The 18,220-nt window shown below is 40.4% G+C and carries 13 protein-coding genes; 6 read left to right on the plus strand and 7 right to left on the minus strand.

All coding sequences use genetic code 11. The features are described 5' to 3' along the window. Positions 1-8: 8 nt before the first annotated feature. The 3 genes from M1D52_RS00560 to M1D52_RS00570 form a co-directional block, all read right to left on the minus strand. Complete coding sequence (locus tag M1D52_RS00560; RefSeq protein ID WP_013664475.1) at positions 9-2,393, minus strand: ABC transporter permease; 2,385 nt, start codon at positions 2,391-2,393, stop codon at positions 9-11. A gap of 377 nt (positions 2,394-2,770) precedes the next feature. Then, positions 2,771-5,122 carry an ABC transporter permease gene (locus M1D52_RS00565; protein ID WP_437394012.1) on the minus strand — a complete coding sequence of 784 codons (2,352 nt, stop codon included), beginning with the start codon at positions 5,120-5,122 and terminating at the stop codon, positions 2,771-2,773. Positions 5,123-5,202: 80 nt separating this feature from the next. Further along, positions 5,203-5,877, minus strand: a complete 675-nt coding sequence (locus M1D52_RS00570; RefSeq protein ID WP_013664472.1) for an ABC transporter ATP-binding protein — start codon at positions 5,875-5,877, stop codon at positions 5,203-5,205. 133 nt (positions 5,878-6,010) lie between these two features. Between M1D52_RS00570 and M1D52_RS00575 the strand changes: the two genes are divergently transcribed. After that, complete coding sequence (locus M1D52_RS00575; protein WP_130854729.1) at positions 6,011-6,358, plus strand: four helix bundle protein; 348 nt, start codon at positions 6,011-6,013, stop codon at positions 6,356-6,358. A 34-nt stretch (positions 6,359-6,392) separates the two neighbouring features. Here M1D52_RS00575 and M1D52_RS00580 read toward each other — a convergent pair whose 3' ends face one another. After that, complete coding sequence (locus M1D52_RS00580; protein WP_013664470.1) at positions 6,393-7,643, minus strand: efflux RND transporter periplasmic adaptor subunit; 1,251 nt, start codon at positions 7,641-7,643, stop codon at positions 6,393-6,395. A gap of 403 nt (positions 7,644-8,046) precedes the next feature. On the opposite strand from M1D52_RS00580, the gene M1D52_RS00585 reads away from it, so the two are divergent. The 3 genes from M1D52_RS00585 to M1D52_RS00595 all read left to right on the plus strand — a co-directional run bounded on the left by M1D52_RS00585 (position 8,047) and on the right by M1D52_RS00595 (position 11,244). After that, positions 8,047-9,390, plus strand: a complete 1,344-nt coding sequence (locus M1D52_RS00585; protein ID WP_013664469.1) for a sigma-54-dependent transcriptional regulator — start codon at positions 8,047-8,049, stop codon at positions 9,388-9,390. Continuing rightward, positions 9,390-10,709: a sensor histidine kinase gene (locus M1D52_RS00590; protein WP_437361508.1), complete on the plus strand. Its 1,320-nt coding sequence runs from the start codon at positions 9,390-9,392 to the stop codon at positions 10,707-10,709. Before M1D52_RS00585 ends, M1D52_RS00590 begins: the two co-directional genes overlap by 1 nt. Positions 10,710-10,806: 97 nt before the next feature. After that, entirely contained in the window at positions 10,807-11,244 is a 438-nt protein-coding gene (locus M1D52_RS00595) for a low molecular weight protein-tyrosine-phosphatase (protein WP_437394013.1), read from the plus strand. Here the strand turns inward: M1D52_RS00595 and M1D52_RS00600 are convergent. From M1D52_RS00600 to M1D52_RS00610, 3 genes are all read right to left on the minus strand, one after another. Beyond that, complete coding sequence (locus tag M1D52_RS00600; RefSeq protein WP_013664466.1) at positions 11,241-11,963, minus strand: 2-phosphosulfolactate phosphatase; 723 nt, start codon at positions 11,961-11,963, stop codon at positions 11,241-11,243. The two genes, M1D52_RS00595 and M1D52_RS00600, sit on opposite strands and share 4 nt — an antisense overlap. A gap of 37 nt (positions 11,964-12,000) precedes the next feature. After that, complete coding sequence (gene gcvT / locus M1D52_RS00605) at positions 12,001-13,080, minus strand: glycine cleavage system aminomethyltransferase GcvT (protein ID WP_013664465.1); 1,080 nt, start codon at positions 13,078-13,080, stop codon at positions 12,001-12,003. A 597-nt stretch (positions 13,081-13,677) separates the two neighbouring features. Further along, positions 13,678-14,280 (minus strand): ribonuclease HII, encoded by a 603-nt coding sequence (locus tag M1D52_RS00610; protein WP_377610048.1) that lies wholly within the window; start codon positions 14,278-14,280, stop codon positions 13,678-13,680. A 222-nt stretch (positions 14,281-14,502) separates the two neighbouring features. On the opposite strand from M1D52_RS00610, the gene M1D52_RS00615 reads away from it, so the two are divergent. Beyond that, on the plus strand, positions 14,503-15,270 hold the full coding sequence (locus M1D52_RS00615) for a hypothetical protein (RefSeq protein ID WP_377610046.1): 768 nt from the start codon (positions 14,503-14,505) through the stop codon (positions 15,268-15,270). A 38-nt stretch (positions 15,271-15,308) separates the two neighbouring features. Then, positions 15,309-18,188 (plus strand): outer membrane beta-barrel protein, encoded by a 2,880-nt coding sequence (locus tag M1D52_RS00620; protein ID WP_437394014.1) that lies wholly within the window; start codon positions 15,309-15,311, stop codon positions 18,186-18,188. Positions 18,189-18,220 lie beyond the last annotated feature (32 nt).

The following is an 18,220-nucleotide window of genomic DNA, read 5'->3' on the forward strand; positions in this document are numbered from 1 at the left end:
ACACCAAGTTACTCATTGCGTAATGACTCAACAGGGTTGGTCAATGCTGCGCGTATAGTTTGCGACCCAATAACGATCAAGGCAATACCAACGGCAATGCTTCCCGCCAATATAAAAATCCAGATATTGATGGTGGTTTGATATTCAAAATCATCCAACCATTTATCCATTAAAAACCACATCAGTGGAGACGCAACAAGCAAAGCGATTATTACTAATTTCAAGAAATCAAAAGACAACAACTTTACGATGGTTGATATATTGGCCCCTAAAACTTTCCGTATGCCGATTTCCCGATATCGCTGTGTGGTATGATAGGACACCAAACCTAACAAGCCCAAGCAGGAAATAAAAATAGCGAGCATGGCGAAATTGAAAAATAAATTACCGAATCGATTTTCTGAACGATATTGCCTATCAAAAAATTCGTCAGCAAAAAAGTATTCAAAAGGACGATTCGGAATAATCTCCTGCCATTTTTTTTCAATTGACTTCAAGGCCGTGTTTATATGTTGGCCATCTATTTTGAGTGATACCATACCGCCTCCGTTTCCTTGCCCATAACGCATGCTGAGGGGCTCTATTTTCGACTGTAGGGATTTAAAATGGAAATCTTTGATCACTCCGATGATTTTACCTTCGCTTCCCCATTGAGAATATTTTTTACCAATTGCGTCCGCTGGTTTTGCATAACCGAAGAGTTTAACGGCACTTTCATTTAAAATCATAGCTTGCGCAGTATCTGTTCCAAAGTCGGGCGAAAACATGCGGCCGGCCACCAGTTCAATTTTATATAGAGGAAGGTAATTATAGTCTACAAAATAGACCGGGAGGTTTGCGATCTGCATATCGCCTTGCTTGTTCTCAATTTCAGAATAAGCCACCGGGTTCCCACCACCCGGGACCGATCCGGATACAGCGCTAGCTAATACGCCAGGTACGCTGGTTATTGCGTCCTTTAAGATTCTGCTCTTGGCATCTCCGTTTGTTTGCAAAACCAATACTTGTTCTTTATTGAAGCCCAGATTTTGATTTCGCATATATGCAAGTTGACGGTTTACAATCAAGGTGCCTGCAATCAGCGCAATGGAAACCACAAACTGCACCACAACTAAGGTTTTTCTCAATAGTAAACCTTTTGTGTTAGACGAAAATTTACCTTTTAACACGGTTACGGGTTTAAAAGAGGATAATACAAGTGCAGGATAAATACCTGCAAGTAACCCGATTAAACAGGCTAACAAAAATAAAACGAGGATGTACACGGGATGGAGAAATATACCTCCACTAATTTCCTTGCCCGCAAGAAAATTAAAATAGGGAATCAAGACCAGACAGAGTAAAATGGAAATTATAAAAGCTAATAAACAGATTAATACGGATTCACTGATAAATTGCCGGGTAACCTGTATGCGATAGGCACCAACCACTTTTCTAATTCCTACTTCTTTGGCTCTTTCAACCGCTCTGGCTGTGGAAAGGTTAATAAAATTAATGCAGGCAATAAGTAGAATGAATAGCGCTACAATAGCAAAAACATAAACATTGTTGATATTGCCGTTTTCAAAACCACCTCGTTTTGAATAAAGATAAACGTCTTTAAGAGGCTCTAAAAAGAGGGTGTAATGCATCTTGGACTGATCCATTTCCTTACCGACACGGTTAGTTAAAAAAGCGGGAAATTTAGCGGTTAATAAGGAAGGATCAGTATTCGGTTTAAGAAGTAAATAAGAAGTGAAACCAAAATTACCCCATTGCTCATCAAATTTAAAATTGGCCATTTTTATCAGGGTGACCATAGAAACAAACACGTCTCCTTTAAACTGCGAATTTTCAGGAATATCTTTCATCACACCTGTAACTTTGCTGTTGAAACCTTCATCGGTCAGTAGCAAACTTTTACCGATTGGATTTTCCTTTCCAAAATATTTTTTGGCTGCCGATTCGGATAAAACCACGCTAAAAGGCTCTTTTAATGCCGTTTCCGGGCTTCCTGCTAGTAGCGGAAAATCAAATAGTTGGAAAAGGGAGGAGTCAGCAAAGAATACGGCGCTTTCCTGATATTTGATATTATCTTTGCGTATTAACAAACTATTGGGCAGTAAACGCACGTAGTTTTCGATCTCCGGAAGATCTTTAGCGGCATACATTGCCATGGGGCCTGACGTGATATTCGCATTGATGGTTTCTGTGGGTGTCTTGACATCGCACACCAAGCGATAAATGCGATCAGCTTTTTCATGATACCGGTCGTAACTTCGTTCGAAATTGACGTAAAGCGCAATAAGAAAGCAGGCCGTCATCCCAACTGCCAAGCCACAAATGTTGATAATGGAAAAAGCTTTGGTTTTCCAGATATTCCGCCAGGCGATTTTTAAATAGTTTTTTATCATGATTTTTAGCGTTTAGCTGCCAGCTATCAGGCATAAGCCGTTAGCGCCATAAGCAGTGATCGAATCTATTTTGTCGTTACTTAGAGTTACTGCTCAATTAAAATGACAGCGCTTAAACTAACGGATAGCCCCAGTATGTTAATAACAGCATAGCTTTTGTTGTTAAACAAATTTCTAAATACAGTTTTAAGATAATTCTTAAGCATAGCTCATTAGCTTTTAGGTGTTAGTATTCAGCCCCTTGATCTCGATCTTATCTGTCAAAGGGCCAAAACTTTGTTGTCAGCGTTGTTAATTGACTTATAACGTATAACTGCTGCCTACCGCAAGCAGATAAAACGTATAACTTCAGGAAAACAGCTAAAAGCCGCAACTCATTACTCCGTTCGAATTGCCTTTATCGGATTGTTTTTTGCCGCTTTTAACGATTGTCCGCAAACGGTAAGTCCAGCGATGGCAAAAGCTATAAGTCCTGCGGCAATGAAAACCCAACCGTGAAGCTCCGTACGATACACATAATTCTCTAACCACTTACTCATCATCCACCAAGCGATTGGAAACGACAGGATGAACGATATGCCGACCAGCTTCATGAAATCTTTTGATATCAATAAAATTATGTTGCTTACGCTGGCTCCTAAAGTTTTACGTATACCGATTTCCTTAAACTTGGTTTCGGCTGTATAGGTTACCAAGCCAAATAGACCAAGACAAGAAAGTAGAATCGCGATGCCCGCAAAGATGTTGAATAGCCTTCCTGCGCGCATATCGCTTTTATACATATTGTCAAAAGCCTCATCCATGAATTGGTAGTTGAAATCATAATCGGCATTGTATTTCTTCCATAAAGTTTCTATCGCTGCAATCGCCTGTTGTGCTTGTTGTGGCTTTATCTTAACATACATCGCTTGCCAACCCCAGCTCTCGTCCATAAAAATGAGACAGGGCTCAATGGCGTTTCGCATATTTTTGAAATGAAAATCTTTGACAACCCCTGCAATAATGCCAGGTTTGTCATGGAAACTAATGGTTTTTCCCACAGGATTTTCTATGTTCATCTGGGCGATCGCCTGTTCGTTTAAGATGTAATAACCGCTATCTGCAGGTGTTCCCGAGAAGCCTTTTCCTTCAACCAACCTCATGTTCAATACCTGTAGGAAATTTCGATCGGCGGAGATCTGATTGATCATAAAACTGCCCATATTATCGGGTTTCCCTTCCCATACAATGTCCCCGGTAGCGCTTGCGAGATCAATAACGCCTTGGCTCGATACCGTTACGCCTAAAATGCTTGGATTGTTTTCCAACTCGCTCCGAACAGCAGCGTAATGCTTTCCGAAATTATAGGCACCGAAGGTTAAAATATTCTCTTTGTCATACCCTAAGTTTTTATTCTGTATAAAGGAAAGCTGTTTTGCAATAACAATCGTAGAAACAATGAGGACAACGGAGCAGGTGAATTGCAATACAACTAATACTTTGCGGAAAGAGCCACTGCTACCCAATCGAGGCAAAAGGCCCTTAAGTCCTAAAGCAGGATTAAATCGTGATAGGGTTATTGCGGGATAGATTCCGGCCATTAGTAATACTAATATCAAGGCAGCACCAAATAATGCCCAAACGCGGCTATCAAATAAGCTAAAGCTCATTTCCTTTCCCGACAACTGGTTGTAGATAGGCATGGCTAAAAAGCTGAACAACCAGGAAAGGAGCATGGAGATTAGAAAAACAACCAGTGATTCGGTTAAGAACTGTAAAAACAGATGCGTACGATTGGCGCCTACTACTTTCCTTACACTTACTTCTTTGCTTCGCCTAGCAGACCTTGCTGTAACAAGGTTTACATAATTGATACAGGCAATTAATAAAATTACGAGGGCAATTAAGGTAAATATTTTAACCTGGCGCATGCCTTGTTCGTCTCCTTTGGGATCATAAAGATGAATTTTATGTAAGGGCTGCATTAAATAGACAAGGTCTTTAAAGAAATCGCTCGACTGGTTTTTTTTATGAAGAGCGGCTAGTTGTAGCCCAACTTCTTTTGCGTTTACTTCGGATTTTAGAAGAAAATAGGTGTCGTAGCCAAAATTTCCCCAATCGGCGTTGATTGGATTGCTCTCGCGACCTTCATTTAATTGATCAAATGGAATGAAAAAATCATTACGTATGCTCGAATTTTTTGGTATATCCTCAATAACACCCGAAACCCGAAAGCTGATACCCTCAAGCGCTTTTACCACTTTGCCAACAGCTTCTTCTTTGCCGAAAATTTTTTCGGCTAGCGACTTGCTTAGGACAATAGAATGTTTATCAGGAAAAGGTTGTTTTTCGTTTCCTGCAATCAATGGAAAGTCAAATATGGAAAAGAAGCTGGGATCGACATAGTAGACGCTTTCTTTGAATTTCTTACCTTTGTAATCCACTAAGGTTTCCTGCCAAGTATTAATTCTACAGGCGTCTTCTACGGCGGGCAATTCATTTTTTCCGAAAACAGCCAAAGGAGCAGAGGTACTCCATATTTTCGTCATTTCCTTGTCAATGGCGCCCGATGCCCTGAAAATTCGGTCACCTTTGCTGTGCATCTGATCGAAACTTAGCTCATCCCAAACCCATAATAAAAGTAATACAGAAGCCGCTAGACTTACCGATAGGCCAATAATATTAATGGCCGCATAAAGCTTGCTTTTCGCCAAGCTTCTGAAAGCGCTTTTAAAGTAATTCTTTAGCATAGCTATTCCTTTTAATCAGATTTCAGCCCGTCAACTTTAATTTAGCCCTAATTGCTAGGGTCTAAAGCCGAAACCCTACTTTACGCCACCGTAGTCATCACAACTTGCCCGTCCAGCATTCGGATAATGCGATCGCTATAACGCGCATCATGTTCGCTGTGGGTAACCATTACAATGGTAGTCCCTTGTTCGTTTAATTCAGTAAGCAGCTGCATTACCTCATTACCGTTATTTGAATCCAGGTTACCTGTCGGCTCATCCGCGAGGATAAGCTTAGGATTATTAACCACCGCTCGGGCAACGGCAACGCGTTGTTGCTGACCGCCGGAAAGTTGCTGTGGAAAGTGGTTTCTACGGTGCATAATCTGTACCTTCTCAAGCACCTCTTCCACTCGTTTTTTGCGTTCGGCGGCTGGCACTTTCGTATAAATCAGCGGGAGCTCTACGTTTTCAAATACAGTTAGCTCGTCAATCAAGTTGAAACTTTGGAAAACGAAACCAATATTGTGTTTACGCAAGTCTGAACGTTTCCGCTCGTTAAAGTGGGCCACCTCTATATCATTGAATTTATAACTGCCTTCGTCTAGATCATCTAAAAGGCCTATAATATTCAACAATGTGGATTTACCACATCCTGAAGGACCCATCACTGCTACAAACTCACCCTTTTGTACTTCTATACTTAGGTTGTTGAGCGCTACCGTTTCCACTTCCTCAGTACGGTAGAATTTTTGAAGTTCAGTTATTTTGATCATGGTCATTTAGCTATAAGCAATCGGAAATCAGCTTTCAGTTTCCTTTTTTGTGTTAGAATTTTTAAACCACACCAACTGCCTTTTATTTATTATTTTTATATTTAAACCTCTGTTTTTAATCTGAATTTCTTTTATGCGCGACTTTACCACGCTAGATTTTTGGCTTCGTAGTCATAAGTTGACGTTAAAAATTTATCATCTGACCAATCGCTTTCCTAAAGAAGAGCTCTTTGGTCTAACTTCTCAAATGAGAAGATCCGCATTATCGATTCCTTCCAATATTGCTGAAGGCTGCGGGCGAAATTCAAATAATGAATTAAAACGTTTCCTCACAATAGCAAGCGGTTCCGTTTCCGAGTTACAATATCAACTCATTTTATGTAAAGAACTAAAACTTTTAGATACAAATACCTCTGTAGAACTAAATAATGAAATCATCATCATCAGAAAATTAATCCACAGTTATGTTTCGAAATTATAACATAAGCCGATAGCCGACAGCTGAAAACCGATAGCTATTTTACCACCAACTCCTGCACCTTATCATACGTTTCGTAACTGGAAGTTACCACCTTCTCGCCGGGTTTCAAACCTTGAATCACTTCATAATAATCTGGGTTCTGTCTTCCTAATTGAACATCGGCGCGGTAAGCTGTTTTACCGTCCGAGCTCAACTTAAATACCCAGTTTCCGCCCGTTTGTTGATAAAATCCGCCTTTTGGTAACAACACTGCTTTTGTTTCATCACTTAAAGCTAAACGTATTTGCAACGTTTGTCCACGTCTGATGCCTTTTGGCGTTTCACCGTCAAATTCCATATCCACTTGAAATCTGCCGTTAGCGACCTGTGTATAGACCTTTTTAACGCGCAACTTATAGGTTTTACCCGACAAGGTGAATTCACCATCTAAATCCGGATAAATACGTGAAATATAATGCTCATCAATATCAGCTTTTACCTTAAAGCCACTCAGCACATCTAATTGGCCAAATCGATCGCCCGGATTCTTCTTTTGTCCAATTTCTGCATCAAAAGCTGTTAATTGGCCATCTATCGGCGCCCTAACAATCAAATCGCCTACTTTACGACGCATTAAGTCAAGCGCACTGCGTGTCCGTTCATAGGTTTCACGGCTTTCTCTTAATGATTGCTGCGTCCGGATAGAGTCGGTGTGCAGGTTTTCTCTGCTCAATTTCATGCGTTCAACCTGATAAGTATATTCGTTACGCGCTTTTTCAAACTCTTGCCGACCAATTGCTTTTTGGTCGTATAAATGTTTCTTTAGATTAAATTCTCGGGTTGCTTCCTTAAAGCCGTTTTCTACCTCTGCCATTTGGTTGCGCGTAGCGATAGACGCTTGTTGCGCGTTTGTTTGAGATATCTGCGATTGCGTTAGCAAGTTTAATACCTGTGTTTCCTGGTTGACCAAGCTCAATTCCAAATCCGTGTTCGATAAACGCATAATGGGATCGCCTTTTTTCATGATGGCGCCGTCTTCGACAAATTTTTCCTCTACGCGTCCCCCTTCGGATGCATCTAGATAAATGGTACTGATTGGCATGACCATACCGTTTACGGGGATAAACTCGCGGAATGGACCTTCGGATACTTCTGATATAGTTATTCTTTCTGCGTCAACATTTAATTTTGATTTTCCCGAGGTAAAATAATAGCTAGAGAAAATCAAGGCACCAATGCCCACAATCCCTGCAACGGTAGCTATCCGCTTATTATTCCATTTCTTTTTTGGTAGTGCTCTGTCCATTTTTATTCTTTATACGGCAAGAAAATATCCTTTTTGCTCGTTTAACAACTATACAAGCTTGTGCCATAAAAATAGGCTGCTAATAATCAGCTTTTTACGTGTTTTTTCGGTTTTGGTACTGTCCGATATCGTACACTTTATGTGCGCTTGCGTACAGCGTACATAAAGTGTTTTGTAACATTTTTTCTGATAATCAGTCTTTTAATAATAATGGTATAGTTATATCTTTACATGAACCAGTTGTCTGCTTTCAGCCGTCAGCTATCAGACTAAATATTACAGAAAAAAGATACATAATATATATATTATAAATCAACACAGTTTGACGCCCCTGCATACCGCTTGTTTGCTAAAAGCGTACGAGTCTGATTGCTGAAAGCTGATTACCGAAAGCTAAAATAACATGAAACACGCCAGAATACTAATTATTGACGATGATCCTGATGTATTAACGGCAGTCAAATTGCTGTTAAAAAGAGAAGTCAGTGAAGTGATTGCAGATAAAAACCCCGAGAATATTCCTGCCATCCTGTCGAGACAGCCTATTGATTTGGTACTACTTGATATGAACTTCAAGAGTGCTATCAATACCGGTAATGAAGGGTTGTATTGGTTAAATCGGGTTAAGTCGCTCCGTCCGGAGCTGCCTGTTATAATGATCACCGCCTATGGTGCTATTGATTTAGCGGTTACATCATTAAAGCAGGGAGCTACCGATTTCATCGTAAAGCCATGGCAGAATGAACATTTGCTACAAGTAATCGGAGATATCTTAAATAAAAAGCCGGGCAAAAAGAAGTCGGAAACACCACAAGTTGCGCAAAGTGACATTATCGGTGAATCGGAAGTAATGAAAAACCTGATGCATAAAATCACGAAAATTGCACCAACAGATGCCAATATTCTTATCCTGGGTGAAAATGGAACAGGGAAAGATGTAATTGCTGACATGATACATCGCGAATCTAGGCGGGTTTTAATGCCTTATGTAAAAGTTGATGTTGGCGCTTTGACGGATACACTCTTTGAAAGTGAACTTTTTGGCCATAAAAAGGGCGCTTTTACAGATGCAAGGGAAGATCGCGTAGGACGCTTCGAAGCAGCTGATAAAGGGACTTTATTTTTAGATGAAATCGGAAACATTTCTTTACAGCAGCAGGCAAAATTATTAAGTGTGCTTCAAAATAGACAAGTTATTCCACTGGGAAGTAATACACCAATTCCTGTTGATATACGTTTATTGTGTGCTACTAATGTGCCGCTAGTGGCATTGGCTAACGAAAGTCGCTTCCGAAAAGACTTAATCTACCGCATCAATACCGTGGAAGTGCAAGTACCCCCTTTGCGGGAAAGGGGAAACGACATCTTACTTTTGGCTCGCCATTTTATGAAAAAGTATGCTTCTAAATATGCAAAGCAGTTTCCCGACTTGGATAAACGTGCAGAAGACAAGCTTTTAAATTATCATTATCCGGGGAATGTTCGCGAGTTACAGTATAGCATTGAGCGGGCAATTATTATGTCAGACGGTGAGACCTTAAACGCAGAAGACATTATATTCTCTCCAATTGAGCAGGCCGGCGGCCAGGCAAAAGTAGAGCATGATGCCTATAATTTAAGTGAAATGGAGAAAAATGCGATCATGAAGGTAATCGAAAAACACAATGGTAACATTAGCAAAGCCTCGCAGGAATTAGGACTAACACGTACGGCTCTTTATAGAAGATTAAGCAAGTATAATATCTAATGAACCGTTTGCGTCTTTTAATTACGTTTAGAGCGTTTTTACTTTTTCTTATCATTGGTCTGTTATGCTGGTTGCTTCTTACCGGTTATTACCTTTATGCGTTGCTGGTTCTTCCGGTGTCCTTGTGGATGCTTAGTTTAAACTTTCGTTCGCAATTGCGCGCCTATAGAGAACTGGAAGAATTCGCAGAAGCGGCCCGCTATCGCGACTTTACCCGCTTCTTTCCCCTTCAGAATGCCGGACCTGAAATCAGGCCACTTCGTGGTGCTTTTAATGAGATTAATGGTGTATTCAAAAAAATAAGTAGTGAACGCGAAACCCAATACCAATACCTGCAAACTATTTTAGAAGTAGTAAACACCGCCATCCTTTCTTATGATGAGCGAACAGGACAAGTCGTTTGGATGAATGAGGCTTTTAAAGAATTATTTAATATCCCTTATATCTCCGTTATTGAAGGATTGAACAAGCGTAATCCTGACCTATATCGGAAAGTAATGGAAGTGTCGTCAGATAAAGCGGACGTTTTTACGGTACCAACGCCAAAAGGCGTACTCAAACTTCAGTTTTCTACAAGTAGTTTTCAAACACCGGAAGGACATTATCGGTTATTAGCTTTCCAAAATATTAATGAGGCGTTAGATGAAACCGAATCGAGGGCTTGGCAAAAATTGTTAAGTGTTTTAACGCATGAGATTATGAATTCGATTGCGCCAATATCTTCCCTTGCTGATACCTTGAAAAACCGATTAGAAACGTTACCAAACAGCGAAGAGCTGGATGATATACGCTTAGGTACCGAAACGATTAAAAGAAGAAGCGAGGGTTTGCTGAAATTTGCAAGTACTTATAGAAGCCTCAACAAAATTGCTCAGCCGGAATTAACAACCGTTTATGCCTCGGATTTGTTCGAAAACCTTTATCAATTAATGGAACCTTCGCTTATTCAGAAAAATATTGAACTGGACATCATCCTGAAAGACCCCATCCTCCAATTATCCTTAGACGTCAATTTAATAGAACAGGTACTTATCAATTTGTTGTTAAATGCTATGGAGGCAGTAAAAGATATAGAGAAACCTTATATTAGCCTCTCCGCGCTAGCAAATAACGGTAGTCCACAGATTAAGGTGATGGATAATGGAAAGGGGATACCTAAAGATTTGCTGGAAAGCATTTTTGTTCCTTTCTTTACTACCCGTAAAAGCGGAAGTGGCGTTGGTTTAACACTCAGCAAACAGATTATGCTCATGCATAAGGGAAACATTAGCGTCCACTCGGAGGAAGGGAAAGGAAGTGTGTTTACATTGCAGTTTTAGTCGGCTGTCGGCTATGAGCAGTCAGTAATCGGATAAAATTAAACAATGAAAATCGGCTGTCGCTGAAAGCTGATGGCCGAAAACTGAAGGCAAAAAAATGAAAATACTCGTAGTTTGTTTGGGGAATATTTGTAGATCTCCACTAGCTCATGGAATATTAGCCCATTTAGCGAAAGAAAAAGGATTAGATTGGGAGATTGATTCGGCAGGAACGGGAGACTGGCATGTTGGAGAATGTCCGGATAGGAGATCGATAGCCATTGCAAAAAAATATGGCGTCGACATCAGCGGGCAGCGGGCCCGCCAATTTAATCGGATTGATTTTGAATATTACGATAAGATTTTGGTGATGGATCGGAATAATCTGCGTGATGTATTGGCGATGGCTCATTCGCCGGCCGATCGCGCAAAAGTAAGCCTCTTCTTAGAAAATGATATTGTGCAGGATCCGTACTATGATAACAACCTGTTTGATCCGGTCTATAAGATAATTGCAGCGCGTTGCGAAACCTTGCTAAAGGAGTTAGCTAGCTAACTTTCTAACACCACGAGTCGATCTCCTTTTAAAACCGGGATCGTATTCAGCAGATCAACCTGTAAGCAAAAGTCAATATCTTTTTGGATCCCTAAGTGCTGTAATCGTTTACTATGGGCACTTTGAGCAAGAAAGTCGGCCAGATCGTTTGCCGCCGCTAGATACAGATTTTCAGCAGCAATGGCTGCGTCATCTCCTTTTTGATGGCTATCCTTCAGTTTGTTTATAACCGCACCGGCAAAGACCGTGTCTTCTAAGTTAAAATTATCTTTCCACCCGGCACATACTAATAGGACAGGATCATCTTGTCGCCGTAACCAGTTACAAAGCGCGGTAAGATTCAAAAAAGATCCGATGACAACATTTTTGGCTTCTCGTGATAAGTGAATAGCCTTCGTACCGTTGGTAGTAGTCAATACAATGGTTCTGCCGTTGACTTTCTCGCTAACATAAGAAAACGGAGAATTGCCGAAATCAAAACCATCTACTACTTCACCATTTCGCTCGGCAGCAAGTAAATATCCATGGTCTTTATAAATAGCGCAAGTAGATACTTCCGCCACAGGAATAATCCCTTCAGCTCCGTTGGCCAATCCGTAGCACATAGAGGTAGTAGCTCTAAAAATATCGATCACCACCACAATGCTATTTCTGATGTCGTGTAAATGAATGAGCGCAGGGCTCAAGCAAACGTTTATTTCCTTAGTTTGGTCAAGCAAAATATAAATGTTTTTTTCGGATGATGTAAATGACAGCTTATTTAATAAAGGGGGGCTTACTTACCACAGCCTTTACTTTTTTATCTCTTATTTTGACGTAAATTTCAGTTCCTTCTTTGCTATATTCCTTACTTAGATAACCTAATCCGATTGATTTTTGAAGCGTTGGAGATTGGGTGCCGGAAGTAACATGCCCAATTGGTTGGTCGTTTTCATTAACAAGTTCGTAGCCATGTCTTGGAATGCCACGCTCAATCATTTCAAATCCAACTAATTTACGCTGTATTCCTTCTTCTTTTTGTTTTTTTAAGTTTTCAGCATTTACAAAGTCCTTTGTAAATTTGGTTACCCATCCCAAACCCGCTTCGAGTGGTGAAGTGGTATCATCGATATCATTTCCATACAAACAAAAACCCATTTCAAGACGAAGTGTATCACGCGCGCCTAAGCCGATTGGTTTGATTCCAAAAGGTTTACCTGCGTTCATAATAGCCTCCCACACTTCTTTCGCATGTTCATTGTCAACATAAATTTCGAATCCTCCGGCACCGGTATATCCTGTAGCGGAAACTAAAACATTATCTATGCCGGCAAATACACCTTTTTTAAAGGTATAATATTCCATTTCTCCCAAATCTAGGCTTGTTAGGCTCTGCAATGCTTCTGTCGCTTTAGGGCCTTGTACTGCGAACAGGGAAGTTTTATCAGAAATGTCTTTCATTTCAACACCAAAGGTGTTGTATTTTGAAATCCAGTCCCAATCCTTTTGTATATTAGAGGCATTTACGACGAGTAAATACGTTTTTGCGTCTATACGATAAACCAGAAAATCATCGACAATACCTCCTGTTTCGTTGGGTATACAGGCATATTGAATTTTCCCATCAAAAAGCTTTGACGCATCATTGGAACTTATTTTCTGTACTAATTCCAATGCTCTTTCTCCTTTTAATATGAACTCGCCCATATGGCTTACATCGAACACGCCTACACCGGTACGAACCGTTTGATGTTCATCATTGATACCCGTGTATTGTACGGGCATGTTGTAGCCTGCAAAGGGTACCATCTTAGCACCGAGCGCTATGTGTAAATCCGTGAGGGCGGTAGTTTTCATGTTAGAACAAATTAAAAAATCAAAAAATGCTGCGCAAACTTATACAAAATAAGGGTACTTGCAAAAACTTGTTTTGTTATGCAGGGATTTAGCTTTAAAAAAAGAACCTTTTTTTTGTCACTTTCTTCCGCAGAAAGTAACCAAAGACTCATCGCTTGGAACTTTGCTACAAGAGGTAGTGCATCAACGTGCAAACCGCAAATTTCCTAGGCGATACTTTAGCAGAACGTAGGGATTTTACTTTTAACCGAACGTATTAGCTTTAGCCCTAAATATAGCCTTGTGCGTGGGAAGAACGGCCTTGGAGGATACTGAAGCAACGAGCAGCAAAGCATTTGCATGTCTGTTCATATGGCAATATTCAAGCGGATTGAGGAAGTGAAACGGCTCCAATACGCGCCGTTGATGCTTTGCAATCAGGTGCAAGGTAACCTACACACGCCTTGATTTTTGTTCAACTTTTGATCAAGCAAAAGTTGATTAAGAAAAAGGTTCTTTAAATATAAACACCTTCATCTATATGTTAAAGACGAAATCAACCAACTGGAGTTCATCGAAGGTAACGCCTGTTTTGTTATGAAGGCGCTCCATAAGCAATTAAACAAAAGAAAGACTTAACTGAGGATCTGTAATCCTGAAGGTTTTACGATGGTGTGGGGTTAAGCCATACTTCAGAACGGCATCCCGATGCCTTTTTGTGGGGTAGCCCTTGTTTTTTAACCAGTCGTATTCAGGATGCTCGTTGGCTAAATTGTCCATATAATCATCGCGATAGGTTTTTGCCAAAATGGAAGCGGCGGCTATTGAAAGATATTTTCCATCACCTTTTATAACACACTGATGGGGAATATTTTGGTATCTTTTGAAACGATTTCCATCAACTAGAATATATTCGGCCTGCATTTTCAATGCATCTAAAGCTCGATGCATCGCAAGAAAAGAAGCGTTTAATATATTGATCTGATCAATTTCTTCCGCGCTCGCACTCGCAACAGCAAAAGCAAGGGCTTCATTTTCTATCATTTCCCTCAAATCATAGCGCTGAGCTGCGGATAATATTTTCGAATCATTCAGAATACCGTGCTTAAATGAGGAAGAAAAAATAACGGCTGCAGCGAAAACCGGGCCCGCCAGGCAACCTCTTCCAGCTTCATCGCATCCAGCTTCAATTAATTCATTTTGAAAGGTAGATAACAGCATGTCTATGATACAATATTGATGGCGCACAAATGAAGCAAAGATAGGAATATTTGTGAGCTATCAGAAATCAGTAGGCAGCTATCAGCTATATAGTTTTGGGAAGTGTATATTTAAACGATTAATCTGATGGCCGATTACTGAAAGCCTAATATATTTTTTATGTTACAATTAAACCAAAAAAATGTGAACCAGTCAAAAAGCTGCTTTACTATACAAAAAAACATGAGATTTCAGAAGACAAACCTGTTGATCTGTACTTGTCTGTTGTTAAGTTTCTGTTCCGTATACGCGCAGAAGAAGAAATCCATAGTTCCTACGGCGATTGACTTTAGATCCGATATTCAGATAGATGGGGATTTATCGGAATGGGGAGACAGCTTGCGGAATTATTATGAGAAGCAAGACCTCCAATATGAGATAGCAAATGACGAGAAGCAGATATATGTGGCAATGCGTGTGAAAGATGGCAGTTGGCAGACGCAAGCCTTGCACCAAGGGTTTAGCTTCCTCGTAAATAAGGAGGGAAAGAAGAAGGAAGGGGCTTCGATTATTTTTCCAATTCCCGATCGTGAGTCTTTGAGAAGCTTGGCATCAAAAGATAAGGACGAGAAACCGGCCGATATACGGGAGGGGGTTTTGAAAGCAGTACGAGCCATTTTCATTGTCGGAATGGCGGATGTCGTGGATGGCCCCATCTCACTGGAAAATAACTATGGTATTAAAGCGGCTGTGAAAATTGACAGTTCGGACGCGGTATGTTATGAGGCAGTTATTCCCTTCGAACGAATAGGATTGGAACAGGAAAGAGATAAGGAGGTAGCATTTAACATAAAAATAAATGGCATTATCATGCGTACAGTAGGAGGTGGGCAACCAATGGGACGATATGGTTATGGAGGATATGGATATTACGGTACTCAACCAAGTAGAAAGGAGACACAGCAAGAACCTGGGACGTGGATTATCTTACCACTCGCTAAACCCAAATAAAATAGTCGTACAGATACTAATATACAATCATTAATTAAATGTGCTTAAAAAAAATCAACCAAATTGTTAGAAGTATTTTTCTTCTCTCCCTCTTCGGAATAAGCCTTTGTTCTTTTCAAGCGCAAGCACAGACAGGTAAAGTAGTTAACGGTGTGCTCAGGGATAGTACAGGGCTGAGTGTGATTGCTGCCTCCGTTAAACTGATGTCGCCGCAGGATACGCTTCAGGTGAGCAGCGACGTTGATGGAAAATTTAGCTTTAAAAATGTAAAGGCAAGCAGTTTCAATTTGCTGATTACCAGTTTGGGTTTTAGACCATTTAGCAGAAGTTTTTCCTTCAATGGACAGCATTCGCTTGATTTACCTCCATTAGTTATGTCGTTCGAATCGAAACTTTTAGAGGTAGTAAATGTAACAGGAGGTACTTTAGTAACGATGAAAGAAGACACGGTGGAATACAATGCAAAAGATTACCGGGTGCGGCCAAACGCAATGACGGAAGAACTTATAAAGAAACTGGATGGAGTAGAAGTGGATAAAGATGGTAACGTGCAAGCGCAGGGTGAAAGTGTCACGCGGGTTAGAATTAATGGAAAAGACTTCTTTGGCGGGGATGTGAAAACAGCAACAAAAAATTTACCGGCTGATATCATTGAGAAAATACAAATCGTGGATGATTATGGCGATCAGGCAAATCTAACCGGTAATAGAACAGGAGAGCCCGAGAAAATATTGAATATAACGATAGCGGAAGAAAACAATAACGGTAATTTCGGGCAGTTTGGTGCCGGGATGGGTACGAAGCCGGAGGGAGATAATGGATATCGATATCAGCTGGGAGGTATGTACAATTCATTTACCGGGTCACGCCAATTTTCTGTCTTGGTCAATGCAAATAATAATAACAACCAAGCTTTTGATTTCAATGCAAGAGGCAGTGGAGCCAGAAGGATGCCCGGAGGGGGAGGAAGAAGAATGGGAGGCGGTTTTGGCGGTCCGGGAGGCTTTGGTGGAGGAAGCAACGGCTTAACCGATTCGTATTCAGCGGGCTTCAACTATAGAAAAGATTTTAATGATAAATGGACTACCTATGGCAACTATAGCTACAATCACAGTGATAATAACGTAATCAGTGCCAATTCCATTCAAGACTTTTTTCTTGATACAACGATTTTAAGAAGTACCAATGCTACCAGTAATGCGATCAGTAATAATCATCGATTCGACTGGAATGTAGAATATAAACCGAATGATAAATTATTTATCAAACTTTCGCCTACATTTAGCATTGGCAACAATAATACAGGAAGTTATGAATTTACCTATCAAAGTATAAATGATACACTTTCTAATAAAATCGAGAATATAAACCATGATAAGTCCTTTACACCAAATTATGGTGGTAGTGGCTTATTGAACTACAAGATAAACGATAGGGGTAGGAATATCTTTTTTAATTTTTCGCTAAATTCAGCCAGAACAGAGCAAGACCTGGATAGAATTATCAATAATATTACCTTCAGTAGAGACCTCGACAGCGCTGCTATTTACCAAAGGCAGTTGGTAGATTTGAATAATAAGGGGTTCAATGGGGGTACGTCCGTCTCGTATATTGAACCGCTTACTGACAAGAGCAATTTAGAGTTTAGTTACGATTTTAATTTCGCAACTTACGATAACGATCGGCAAGCGAACTCAATGGACGTGGAAGGAAATAGCATACCCAACCCATCCTTAAGCAATTTTTACGAGTATACCTTTTCAACTCATCGTGCCGGAGTTACCTATCGCTATAGAACAGATAAGTTCGTTTATCAATTAGGGGCTACCGTTTTACCTACCAGGCTAACAGGACATACAACCTTGGCTGGTCAAGATTTATCGTTCGGACGAAACGGCTTTTACTTTGTTCCGGTAGCTCGTTTTGAATACAAAGCTTCACGAACCCGCTCATTAAATGTGGAATATCGGGGGAATGCAAGTGAGCCGACCTTCTCGCAATTACAACCAATAACGGATGTTTCAAATCCAAATTTTCCTACGACGGGTAATCCTAATCTAGCTGCGGAGTTCAACCACACGCTAAATCTACGTTACCGTAACTTTGATTTCAAATCGGGTAATATTTTCTTCGCCGTATTGAATGCGAATGTTATCGAAGATAAAATTACGACTAATCGTATTACAACGATGGACGATAGTTTAGGAATCGTTCAAGAAACGAGATACCTAAATACTGGCGGGAATTATAATGCCCGCGGTTTTTATCACTATGCGAAACCCTTTAATAATCGTAAGTATGTAGTTTCCTTAAGAGGATCCGCCAATTTCAATAATAACATATCCTATGCAAATTCTGTGGAGAATGAGGCTAAGAATTGGGTATTAAATCAAGGGCTCAATGTGCAGATCAACCCTAAAGACTGGCTGGAAATTCGACCGGGAATAGACTTTACCTATAACACCACAAAAAACAGTTTACAGAATCGGAGCAATCAGAATATAACGACTTGGGCCGCCTCTATGTATGGTAATATTTATATCACACCCACCTTATTATGGAACTTTGATGTAGCTAAAACGAGTAACAATGGCTATGAAGGTAATGTTCAGGCCAATCCTTTAATTATCAATACGTTTATTGAGAAACAATTCTTTAAAAACAAAAACGGAATGTTGCGCCTGCAAGCCTTCGATTTGTTAAACGAACAGGTGAGTATATCGAGGTCTGTTACCGAAAATAGAATTTCGGATAGCAGAACAAATCGACTCGCTCGTTATTTTATGCTATCTTTTACGTATCGCTTTCAAAAGTTTGCAGGTAGAACGGGAGCTATGCCGGATGATAATGGCCCTGGACGTTGGGAAAGAGGTGGTCGGTCTATGAGTGGACCCGGGGGAAGGCCAGGTGGATTTTAATATACCCACAATTTTATCTAAGTTTGTCCACC

The sequence above is a fragment of the Olivibacter sp. SA151 genome (assembly GCF_054130995.1).

Coding starts and splice junctions, on each gene's coding strand:
- M1D52_RS00560 (WP_013664475.1), bottom strand. CDS start 2,393: ATGATAAAAAACTATTTAAAAATCGCCTGGCGGAATATCTGGAAAACC.
- M1D52_RS00565 (WP_437394012.1), bottom strand. CDS start 5,122: ATGCTAAAGAATTACTTTAAAAGCGCTTTCAGAAGCTTGGCGAAAAGC.
- M1D52_RS00570 (WP_013664472.1), bottom strand. CDS start 5,877: ATGATCAAAATAACTGAACTTCAAAAATTCTACCGTACTGAGGAAGTG.
- M1D52_RS00575 (WP_130854729.1), top strand. CDS start 6,011: ATGCGCGACTTTACCACGCTAGATTTTTGGCTTCGTAGTCATAAGTTG.
- M1D52_RS00580 (WP_013664470.1), bottom strand. CDS start 7,643: ATGGACAGAGCACTACCAAAAAAGAAATGGAATAATAAGCGGATAGCT.
- M1D52_RS00585 (WP_013664469.1), top strand. CDS start 8,047: ATGAAACACGCCAGAATACTAATTATTGACGATGATCCTGATGTATTA.
- M1D52_RS00590 (WP_437361508.1), top strand. CDS start 9,390: ATGAACCGTTTGCGTCTTTTAATTACGTTTAGAGCGTTTTTACTTTTT.
- M1D52_RS00595 (WP_437394013.1), top strand. CDS start 10,807: ATGAAAATACTCGTAGTTTGTTTGGGGAATATTTGTAGATCTCCACTA.
- gcvT (WP_013664465.1), bottom strand. CDS start 13,080: ATGAAAACTACCGCCCTCACGGATTTACACATAGCGCTCGGTGCTAAG.
- M1D52_RS00610 (WP_377610048.1), bottom strand. CDS start 14,280: ATGCTGTTATCTACCTTTCAAAATGAATTAATTGAAGCTGGATGCGAT.
- M1D52_RS00615 (WP_377610046.1), top strand. CDS start 14,503: ATGAGATTTCAGAAGACAAACCTGTTGATCTGTACTTGTCTGTTGTTA.
- M1D52_RS00620 (WP_437394014.1), top strand. CDS start 15,309: ATGTGCTTAAAAAAAATCAACCAAATTGTTAGAAGTATTTTTCTTCTC.